Source organism: Archangium sp. (genome assembly GCF_036388035.1).
In the GTDB taxonomy this organism is placed as follows: Bacteria; Myxococcota; Myxococcia; order Myxococcales; family Myxococcaceae; genus Archangium.
On sequence record NZ_DASVSO010000601.1, the window covers coordinates 1 to 7765 of the forward strand.

At 70.3% G+C, this 7765-nt stretch carries 8 protein-coding genes and 1 pseudogene; 3 read left to right on the top strand and 6 right to left on the bottom strand.

Annotation, left to right across the window (positions count from 1 at the left end; translation table 11 throughout):
* The 6 genes and pseudogenes from VF697_RS24455 to VF697_RS24480 form a co-directional block, all read right to left on the bottom strand.
* Positions 1-510: pseudogene (locus VF697_RS24455) on the bottom strand (hypothetical protein); the annotation flags it as partial.
* 63 nt (positions 511-573) lie between these two features.
* The gene (locus VF697_RS24460; RefSeq protein ID WP_331098960.1) at positions 574-1722 is read right to left on the bottom strand and encodes a glycosyltransferase; all 1149 of its coding nucleotides are present in this window, start codon (positions 1720-1722) and stop codon (positions 574-576) included.
* A complete protein-coding gene (locus VF697_RS24465; RefSeq protein WP_331098971.1) occupies positions 1712-2998 on the bottom strand; it encodes an O-antigen ligase family protein in 1287 nt (428 codons plus the stop codon). Before VF697_RS24465 ends, VF697_RS24460 begins: the two co-directional genes overlap by 11 nt.
* A gap of 144 nt (positions 2999-3142) precedes the next feature.
* A complete protein-coding gene (locus VF697_RS24470) occupies positions 3143-4816 on the bottom strand; it encodes a DUF6178 family protein (RefSeq protein ID WP_331098962.1) in 1674 nt (557 codons plus the stop codon).
* 19 nt (positions 4817-4835) lie between these two features.
* A complete protein-coding gene (gene yihA, locus VF697_RS24475; protein ID WP_331098964.1) occupies positions 4836-5444 on the bottom strand; it encodes a ribosome biogenesis GTP-binding protein YihA/YsxC in 609 nt (202 codons plus the stop codon).
* A 1-nt stretch (position 5445) separates the two neighbouring features.
* Complete coding sequence (locus VF697_RS24480; protein ID WP_331098966.1) at positions 5446-5943, bottom strand: multiheme c-type cytochrome; 498 nt, start codon at positions 5941-5943, stop codon at positions 5446-5448.
* A gap of 126 nt (positions 5944-6069) precedes the next feature.
* Between VF697_RS24480 and VF697_RS24485 the strand changes: the two genes are divergently transcribed.
* The 3 genes from VF697_RS24485 to VF697_RS24495 form a co-directional block, all read left to right on the top strand.
* Entirely contained in the window at positions 6070-6537 is a 468-nt protein-coding gene (locus VF697_RS24485) for a hypothetical protein (RefSeq protein WP_331098967.1), read from the top strand.
* Positions 6538-6544: 7 nt separating this feature from the next.
* On the top strand, positions 6545-7141 hold the full coding sequence (coaE, locus tag VF697_RS24490) for a dephospho-CoA kinase (RefSeq protein ID WP_331098969.1): 597 nt from the start codon (positions 6545-6547) through the stop codon (positions 7139-7141).
* 23 nt (positions 7142-7164) lie between these two features.
* Positions 7165-7765, top strand: a 601-nt coding sequence (locus tag VF697_RS24495) for an SDR family oxidoreductase (RefSeq protein WP_331098973.1), incomplete at its 3' end; no start/stop codon positions are given.

Below are 7765 nucleotides of genomic sequence, written 5' to 3' on the forward strand. Positions count from 1 at the left end.
GGACACCGTGCTCACCTCGATGTCCTTCATCGTCTCGGGCGCCAGCTCCACGTCGCCGCTCACCGCGGACACCTCCAGCGGCCCCCGCGAGCCCTTCACCGACACGTCGCCGCTCACCACGGACACCTCCTGCGGCCCCGCCACCCCGGACGAATTCACGTCCGCGGCCACCACGCTCACCTCCAGCGAGGTGTCGCGCGGCACCTTCAGCGTGAAGTGCGTGGCCACCGGGTTGTTGCAGCTGCTCGTCTTCCGCGAGCAGGTGCCGTCGCAGCACACCCGCACCGTCACCTCGTCCCCGTCCTTCTTCACCTCGATGGGGTACTTCGCGCGCTCCTCCTCGCTGCCCTCCTGCCTCGACTCCACCGACACCGACTTGCCGTCCACCGCTTCCACCCGGACGGAGCCGTTGATGTTGGCGACACTCACCTTGGGAGTGCCATTCGTGTCGAGTTGCCAGGATTGAGAGGCGGGAGCAGCGGCCAGGACGAGGAGCAGGGCGAGATTCACGACGGTTACCTCAAAAGGGGAGAAGGGGGTCCCCCTCCCCTACGAGCCGCCGGAAAAACGATTTCACCCGCCTCGCGTCACCCGTCGGTACACCGCGTCATGCCGGCGCACCAGCCGCTCCAGGGACAGCTCCCGCTCCACGAAGGCGCGCGCCTCGGCTCCCATGCGCCGGCCCAGCTCCCGGTCCTTCAGCAGCCGCTGGAAGGCCTCGCTCATCGCCTGGGGCTGGAGGGGCGGCACCACCAGGCCCCGCTCTCCGTCCGCCACCAGCTCCGGGTTGCCTCCCACCCGCGTCACCACCATGGGCAGCCCCGCGGCCATGCCCTCCATCACCGCGTTGGACATGCCCTCGGCCGTGGAGCACAGCACGCCGAAGTCCGCCCGCGCGTAGAGGGCCGGCACGTCCGCCCGGTGCCCCAGGAAGTGGACCGTGTCCGTCAGGCCCAGCTCCTTCGCCATCCGCTCCAGCTCCGGTCGCCTCGGGCCATCCCCCACCAGGAAGGCGTGCAGCACGAGGCCCTTGAGGCGCACCATCGCCAGCGCCCGCAGCAGATCCTCCTGCCGCTTCACCGGGTGGTTCATGTTCGCCACGTGCACCACCACGGGCGCGCCCCGCGTGTCCGGCAGCGGCGCCTTCAGCCCCTCGCGCACCCGCGCATCGAAGCGCGCCACGTCCAGGCCGTTGGGGATGACGGACACCTTGTCCGCCGACATCCCCTCCTCCTCCACCAGCATCCGGCGGATGGCCTCGGCGTTGGCCACCACGTGGTCCGCCAGCTGCGTGAGGCCCTGGAGCACCGCCCGCCGCGCCTTGCCGTGCCAGTGCGCCAGGTCCAGCCGACCGACAATCACCTTCGTCCCCGCCAGCTTCGCCGCGGGAACCACCAGCATCGTCGAGTAGAAGTCGTGCGCGTGGACGAGCTCCACCCGCTCGCGGCGCAGCCAGCTCGCCAGCCGCGCCACCTGCATCGCCGAGTTGGGCCGCGCCAGCGAGCCCTTCAGGGGAAACACCTCGGGCACATGGCCGAGCTGGCGGACCGCCCCCATCAGCGGCCCCTCGTCCTGCAGCACGGCCAGCTGCACCCGGTAGCTGGCGGGGAGCCCTCGCAGCAGCTCCACCACCTGGACCTCGGTGCCACCGATATGGAACGACTTGGTGAACTGCAACAGGCGGAGGGGTTCCTCCGCCATCCGCGCCTCCTCACGCCGCATGGTTCGAGCCCTCCCAGCTCGTCGCCAGCTGTCCCTTCACCACCGGTAGCTTCACCGACTCCTCCGCCTCCTGCGCCTGGGCGATGCGCTGGGCGCACGCCGCCAGTCCGAACAGCACGTACAGGTGCGCCGAGAGGATGTAGCCGGAGAACAAGTCACAGATGAGGTAGCCCGCCATGGAGGCCGAGAGCCCTCGGGCCAGCCACCCCACCTGGGTGCTGCGCGAGGCCGCGAAGGCCCCGCCCGTCGCGCCTCCGGCGAACACCAGGAAGAAGAGCAGGCCCACCCAGCCCAGCTCCCCGATGACGTCCAGGAAGATGTTGTGCGCCACGTACGCGCGCGTCGCCTCGGGCGGCGCGTACAGCGGCCAGGCGAAGCGGAAGCCTCCGGCCCCCACGCCCAGCAGCGGCTTGTCCAGGCTGATGCGCGACGTCACCTGCCACGCGTACACGCGGCCCATGGCCGAGGCGTCCTCGTGGAACGTCGCCACCGTCTCGTTGCGCTGCCAGAAGCTCTTGGGCGCGAACATCACCAGCCCCAGCGCGAGCGCCACCCCCAGCAGCACCGAGCGCAGCTTCTTCTGCTCGCGCATGGCCCAGATGGCCATGGCCACCGACAGGCCGATGAAGCCACCACGCGAGTAGGTGAAGACGATGGCCACCAGCGCCAGCACCACCGCCAGGGCACACGCCGCGCGCCACAGCCAGCCGCTCTCCTTGCGCGCCAGGAAGGCCACCGCCAGCGGCACGATGATCGCCAGGTTCATGGCCGAGCGGTTCGGGTCCGCGTACACCTCGATCCAGTGCGCCCGGTAGCCCTCCACCAGCGTCTCGGGCGTGCCGGTGAGGTACGTGGTGATGACGCCGTGGGACGTGACGAGCGAGCCCAGCACCATCGCCCCGCACACCAGGGCCAGCCGCTTGGGCGTGGTCACCACGTTCACCAGCGTCAGGTAGATGGCCGTCAGCTTCAGCAGCTCGATGGCCGTGTAGCGCGTCACCTCCGGGTTCACCGACCACGTCATGGAGGCCAGCGCCAGCCCCGAGAAGGCCAGCAGCGCCACGCCTCGCACCCCATCGAAGTAGAGCGGCTCGGCGCGCCCCATCCTCCTCAGCGCCATCATCCCCGCCGCCAGCCCCGACGTGAGCAGCGCCGGCCGCAACGGAGCCAGCGCGGGTATCCACGCCTGCGGCACCATGTACAGCAGCGCCGCGAATGCGGTCAGCGCATAGAACGCCACCACATCGCGGCGTTCTGTCGTCTCGCCTACCCCCATCCCGTCCTCCTCCAGCCCGAAGCCCACGAACGCAGGCTCTTGCTAGCAGGCGATGTGCCAGCGGCCCCCAGGGGCAAAGGTCCGTGGATCCAACCCCTTAGCGACCAGGGGTACCTGGTACGGAGGGGGGGAGGACTGAAAGGATTACGGGGCTCCGCCCTCCATGGGCAGCAGAACGGAGGCGATGGGATTCAACTTGCCCTCCTGGAGGAACGACGGCGCGAGTTCCTCCAGCAAGCGAGCGAGCGTCGCCTTCACCTGACGGCGCAGCTCGGGACGGGCCGACTCGGGCACCGCTGGCTCCAGCGCCGCCACCACCTTGTCGGCGGCGTCCGGGCGCAGGCGCGGGGCCTCCGGGGTGCCCTCGAAGAGCATCGCCGCCAGTGCGTCGCCCCGCCCCGAGGGCACCGGGCGCGGATCCACCTTCCCCTCCAGCAGGGCCAGGGCCACCGTGGCGGCGAAGAACCGGTCCACCCCGAGCACGCGCGGCTCCACGCCGAAGCGGGCCAGCAGCTCGTGTGCCCGTTGCGCCGAGCCCCCGAGCAGCGCGCCCAGCAGCGCCACCTGGGCCTCGGCCCGCGTCAGCACCTCCTCGCTGGAGGCCAGCTCCCGCCGCGAGCGGAAGGGCACCGGCTCGGCCCCGGGCACCTTCAGCGCACGGCGCGGGCGCTTGCGGCGCAGGGCCTCGAGGGCGGCGGCCTCCTCGGGGAAGAGCAGCGGCGTGCCCTCCACCTGGGCCAGGGGCTGCTTCATCAGCCGGTCCGCGCGGAACTTGAGCGCCAGCGTCAGCGAGAAGCCCACCTGGAAGACGCGCTTGAGCTCCGTGTCGCGCACCACCTGCGCGGCGCGCGTGGGGTCTCCCCCCGTCAGGTGCTCCAGCCCCAACAGCAGGTAGTCCCGGGCCATCTCGCCCACGCGGCGGATGGCGTCCAGCTCGCCCGGCTCCTCCACCTCGGCCACCAGCGTGGCGTTGGCGAGGTAGCGCAGCTCCGTCTCCAGGTTCTCCCGCTCCACCTCGTCCAGGGCGCGGAAGGCCGCCTCCAGGTAGTCCGGCTGGCCCTGCCCGGGCGCGAGCGCCGTGCCCGGTGCCGGAGCCGGCGCGGTGCCCGTGTCCACCCGGCTGAAGAGGCGCACGGCCTCCTCCAGCGGCGGAAAGCCCATGTCCTGCAGCCGCGCCGTGCGGAAGCGGTAGGCCGTCTCCTCCAGCTCGGTGGGCACGTCCCAGCGGACGGCCTCGAGGAAGCGCACCGCCTCGAAGGGGTTGTCCGCGATGAGATCGTTGATGATCAAGCGCATGGCGGCCAGCTCCGCCCCCTCGATGCCCTTGAACTCCACGAGGTAGCGCCCCTCGGGCGTCTCCAGCGTCACGCCCTCCACGTGGACGTCCGGGTTCTCCTCCAGGTCGTGGAGCAGGGAGAACTCGCGCAGGAGCATCTCCAGCACCTCGATGTCCACCTTGCGCAGCTTCTGGAGGAAGTCCTCGGACTCGTCCCCGCGCGCGGCGCGCAGCCAGGTGAGCACCTCGTGCGGCGCGAGCTGGTCCTTCTTCCACCCGCCCAGGTCCACGAAGGTGCGGAACTGCTCGGGCGAGGCGAGCTGGACGAGCTCGGTCGAGTCCGCCAGTCCCACCTCGGCGATGGTGAAGTACAGGTCCTCCGCGGGCAGCGTGCGCACCAGCTCCCGCGCGCCGCGCGAGTCGAGGATGGCTTCAATCCGCTTGCGGGCGGGCAGGGACGCGAGCTGCCGGCGCACGAGGCTCAGCGCGCGCTGGGTGTCACTGCCATTGCCGCTGCTTCCGTTTCCATTGCCGTTCGACACGGCGCGTGCCTACCACACCTCAGCGCGCCGCGCTCAGCAGCGTCTCCCACACCTCTTCCAGGCCCAGCTTCTCCGTGGCGGAGAAGGGCATGACGGCCTCACGCGGCAGGGACAGCTGCTCGGCGAGGTCGTTGAGGCGGGGCTTGCGACGCGCCTTGGGCAGCCGGTCGATCTTCGTGGCCACCACCAGGATGGGGCGGTTGGCCTGCTGCAGGTAGTCGAGCGTCTGGAAGTCGTCGGAGGTGGGGCCCACCTCGGCGTCGACGATGCTCACCACCACCTTCAGGTCCCGGCGCTTCTCCAGGTAGGTGGTGATCATCGTCTGCCACTGGGAGCGCTCCGTCTTGCTCACCTTGGCGAAGCCGTAGCCGGGCAGGTCCGCGAAGCGCACGAGCTGCGTCTTGCCCCCGTGCTCCACGTCCACGTCGAAGAAGTTGATCGTCCGGGTGCGGCCGGGCGTGTTGGAGACGCGCACCAGCTTCTTGCGGCCGGCCAGCGCGTTGATCATGGACGACTTGCCCACGTTGGAGCGGCCCACGAAGGCCACCTCGGGGGTGGCGGGCCCGGTGGGGTAGCCCTTGGGCTCCACCGCGGTGGTGAGGAAGCGGGCGTCGAGGATCTTGATCACGCTATTTCTTCTTGGCCGGCTCGGGTGGGGGAGCCTCGGCGCGGGTGCCCTTCTTGCCAGTGCGCTCGGCGGACCAGTGGTCGATGGCCTTGAGCGACTCGACGAAATCAAAGGGCTTGAGGGACGGAGAGGAGGCGTCGTGGCAGCCACGGCAGGACTTCTCCGAGGGGTCCACCAGACCCACGAGGCGGGCGAGCTCGGCGTCCTTCATCACGTAGGCGGGCGAGTAGTACTGGCCGCCGCCGTGGCACGTCTCGCAGGTAACGTGGGAGACGCCCTGGGAACCCTGGTCGGGCGCGTGGCAGGACAGGCACCGCGCGTCGGTCTTCTGCGCGTCGGAGAGCGAGTCGCCGGCCCGGGCATGCTTGGACTGCATCCAGGCCTCATAGGCCGCCGGGTGGCAGCCCTTGCAGCTCTCGGGGCCGAGGAAATCGGCGGCCCCGGCGGCGCCGGAGAGGGCGAGGACGAGCAGGAGGAGGCAGGAGCCGCGAGCGCGCATTCGGCTCCTGCACTAGCAGACGACCCCAGGCGGGGCAAGGCGGAGGTGTGAAAGTTGTCGGACGCGTGGCGTCCGCGACAGAGGGGAGCTTGAGACGGCGCGGGTGGATCCGTTACACCTCGACGGATGAAAACCATCGCCATCGTCGCCGTGCTCCTCGCCGCCGCGCCCGCGGTGGCCAAGCCGTGGCAGGGAATCGAGCCCGGGCAGTCCAAGCGCGAGCTGGTCCTCCAGAAGTTCGGGGAGCCCTCGCGCGTGGTCACCTCCGACGGCAAGGAGATCATCGCCTACTTCGACCAGAAGGCCATCAAGGGCACCAAGCAGGTGCAGTTCAAGGTGGACCCGGGCACGCAGCTCGTCGAGCGCATCGACGTCTTCCCCGGCCCGGTCATCGACAAGGAGTCGGTGGAAAGCACCTACGGCTCCGTCTGCCCGGCCGGCAAGGCGCCGCCTAGCCCCTGCTACCAGAAGAAGCTGACGGACGACTTCCGCACCTACCTGCTCTACCCCCGGCTGGGACTGGCCGTCTTCCTCAACGAGGACGGAAAGACGGTGCACTCGTTCATCTTCACCACCCAGCAGGCCGCGAAGTAGGCCCCCCGTGAAGCTCTATGGACTGACGGGGGGCATCGCCTCCGGCAAGAGCACCGTGAGCCGCATGCTGCGCGAGTTGGGAGCGCAGGTGCTGGACGCGGACGTCATCGCCCGCGAGGTGGTGGAGCCGGGCACCCCGGGGCTGAAGGCCGTGGCCGAGCGCTTCCCGGGCGTGCTGGGTCCGGACGGGCGCCTGGACCGGGCGAAGCTGGGGGCGCGCGTCTTCGGGGACCCGACGGAGCGGGCCGCCCTCAATGCCCTGCTCCACCCGCTCATCGGCCAGGAGTTCTTCCAGCGCACCCAGGCGCTCGCCGAGCAGGGGGTGGAGCGCGTCCTCTATGACGCCCCGCTGCTCATCGAGAACCGGCTGCACGAGGGCATGGACGGGGTGGTGCTGGTGTGGGTGCCCCGGGAGGTGCAAAAGGCCCGGCTGAGGGCGCGCGACGGCCTGGACGAGGCGGCGGCGGAAGCCCGGCTGGCCGCCCAGCTTCCACTCGACGAGAAGCGCCAGCATGCCACCTGGGTGGTGGACAACTCGGGAAGTCAGGAGATGACCCGGGTCCGGGTGGAAGAGGTGTGGCGCGCCATGCTCGCGCGCGGCTGAAGGCCGGCTATGCTCCGCCGCCCATGAGCGAGAAGCGCAAGGAAGCCCAAGGCAAGGCCGGGACGTACTTCGTCACCGGCTTCCCGGGCTTCATCGGCAAACGGCTGGTCGAGCACATCGTCCGCGAGGAGCCCAAGGCCCACGTCTACGTCCTGGTGCAGCCCAAGCACCTCAAGGAGGCGCAGAAGCTGGCGGCGAGCCTCCAGGGCACCGGCGCCACGTTGGAGCTGCTCACCGGCGACATCGTGGACATGCACCTGGGCCTGTCCGGAGAGGAGTACCAGCGGCTGTGCGAGCGGGTGACGCACATCTATCACCTGGCCGCCGTCTTCTACCTGGGCGTCCCCAAGGAGACGGCCTGGCGCATCAACGTGGATGGCACCCGCAACGTGCTGGAGCTGGCGCGCGACTGCGAGCACCTCCAGCGCTTCAACCACTTCTCCTCCTGTCACGTCTCGGGCGACCGCCTGGGCGTCATCGCCGAGGACGAGCTGGACTGCGGCCAGGGCTTCCGCAACGTCTACGAGGAGACCAAGTTCCAGGCGGAGAAGCTCGTCCAGCGCGCCGCCGCCTCCCTGCCCGTCACCATCTTCCGCCCGTGCAGCGTGGTGGGGGACTCGCGCA

Excerpts from the sequence above, each read along its gene's own strand:
- VF697_RS24460 (WP_331098960.1), bottom strand. The coding sequence starts at position 1,722 with ATGCGGCGTGAGGAGGCGCGGATGGCGGAGGAACCCCTCCGCCTGTTG.
- VF697_RS24465 (WP_331098971.1), bottom strand. The coding sequence starts at position 2,998 with ATGGGGGTAGGCGAGACGACAGAACGCCGCGATGTGGTGGCGTTCTAT.
- VF697_RS24480 (WP_331098966.1), bottom strand. The coding sequence starts at position 5,943 with ATGCGCGCTCGCGGCTCCTGCCTCCTCCTGCTCGTCCTCGCCCTCTCC.
- VF697_RS24485 (WP_331098967.1), top strand. The coding sequence starts at position 6,070 with ATGAAAACCATCGCCATCGTCGCCGTGCTCCTCGCCGCCGCGCCCGCG.